The following is a 1,658-nucleotide window of genomic DNA, read 5'->3' as shown; positions in this document are numbered from 1 at the left end:
GATGATGTCCGTGTCGTCTCCTTCCCGCAACACGATCGGATCCGAACTGGAACACTCCGTAACATCGCAGACCAGTCCGGAGCGGAGGACTTCGAGAAGTGGTGTCAGTGGATCGACCGGCAGTGCGGGCAACAGAGGCCCTCGCGCCAACGAACCTGCTCCAGCAGGTTCGCGGCGCTCGCCTCTGAACTTAGCAATTCAAATTGGAACATTGCGTTCGGGTGACGCGTTCGCCTCACCCTTGCCCGCCACGCTTTCACAGCGACAGCTCTACCTGACCAACAATCTGCTTCGGAAGAGCGACGAATATAGAGTGACCAGATCCCGACGCTTTCTGCGGATCCAACAGGGCACACCAGTCAGAATCTTCCCCCATTGAATGGCTGGACTGCGTAGATCTCTAAGGCCGTTAAAGTCTCCTATCAAGTATGCGCCACCGTGGGGGAAAGGGAGTAGAACCTCAGCGGTTGTAGGGTGAAGTGAACGAAAACAGCCGCTAATCGAGTTCGCCGTACCCGTCTCCTCTCATAAGTTCTGCAACGTGCTTCACATTGTTGAACGCCGCGAGAAGTGCATACTCACGGGCGTCTGTCTTCGCGATATCATCAGCTCCGAGCTCCGTGGCGAGTCGGCTACGAAACTCCGCTTCTCGGGAGACGACTTCATCGCGAGCGAAGATCTCAAGCCGGTTGTCTCGTTCGTCTCCGACATTACTCCGACGTACGAAGTACGGATACTGGTGTGCTTCGGTATCGCTGGCCGGCGGGGTAGCCGTCGTGCTTTTCTCGCTGGGACTGTTCGTATTCTTCGTTCTTCGGGAGGTCCGAGATTCTTCTACTTCAGCAGAGGTGGCTACCTCGGGTTCCTGATCATCCGCTTCCTCGTTCGCGATATCATCAGGTTTCTCTGGTTCGTCATCTGCTTCTTCCTCCTCGTCACCGAAGTTGAGGTTCCCTGACCCAGATTTGAATGAATCTCCCCCCATTAGTCAGCCACCTCCGGTTCAGTTGTGAGGTTGAACCGCATCGTCTCAGTCCCGTAGTCGTCGATATCTAGGACGAGTTCGTCGTCTACATCTACACCGAACGTCTCCGTCGCAATGAATCCCGCCAGCTGCCATAGCTTCTCCAGCGTTTCGAGTTCACGGTCGGGCACTCTTCGCTCACCTTTCTCTGTGATCATCTCGCCGCCCTCCTCGTAGGTCTTCCACCTTTCTTCGACTACTTTGAACGCAGAGCCACGGGCTTCCCACATAGCGTCCATCAGACTCTCTCGTGAGCCGATAGAGACTGGCGTTGCAAAGGAGTCCGTATTTTCGAACTGATCCCGATACTGCTTGTGGGCGTTCGTCTGCCCGACCCCGGACGGAACCACGCACGAAAGCCCGATTTCGATGTCCAGCGCAGTCTCCATGTTTCCGACCATCTCCTCGAGACCATCGAGGCTGAGACTTCCCTTCCCAGCTGGCTTAACGGGTGCTACCAGCGTCCGAAGCGCGTAGATAGCATTGTACAGGAGGTCTTCGGCGCGCGCGTTAGGGTCGATGAGGACTGCGTCGTACTTTTCGTTCAACTGCTCTCGCTCCCAGAGGAGATTGTATAGAAGCTCAAAGCGGGGGTACTCGTCCCGAGAGATACCCTCAGTCGATCACATCGGGT

Annotated in this window: 1 protein-coding gene and 2 pseudogenes; all 3 read right to left on the bottom strand. The window is 56.0% G+C overall.

Features of this window, described 5'->3' with window-relative positions; all coding sequences use genetic code 11:
• Nucleotides 1-113 precede the first annotated feature (113 nt).
• Nucleotides 114-212: pseudogene (locus Z052_RS17470) on the bottom strand (transposase); the annotation flags it as partial.
• A 284-nt stretch (nt 213-496) separates the two neighbouring features.
• Complete coding sequence (locus Z052_RS17465) at nt 497-985, bottom strand: hypothetical protein (protein WP_099289297.1); 489 nt, start codon at nt 983-985, stop codon at nt 497-499.
• Nucleotides 985-1,641, bottom strand: a pseudogene (locus Z052_RS17460) (ParA family protein); the annotation flags it as partial. The gene Z052_RS17465 and the pseudogene Z052_RS17460, both read right to left, overlap by 1 nt.
• Nucleotides 1,642-1,658 lie beyond the last annotated feature (17 nt).

The sequence above is a fragment of the Halorubrum sp. C191 genome, from assembly GCF_002727095.1.
In the GTDB taxonomy this organism is placed as follows: domain Archaea; phylum Halobacteriota; class Halobacteria; order Halobacteriales; family Haloferacaceae; genus Halorubrum; species Halorubrum ezzemoulense.
This window is presented reverse-complemented; position numbering and strand designations above follow the sequence as displayed.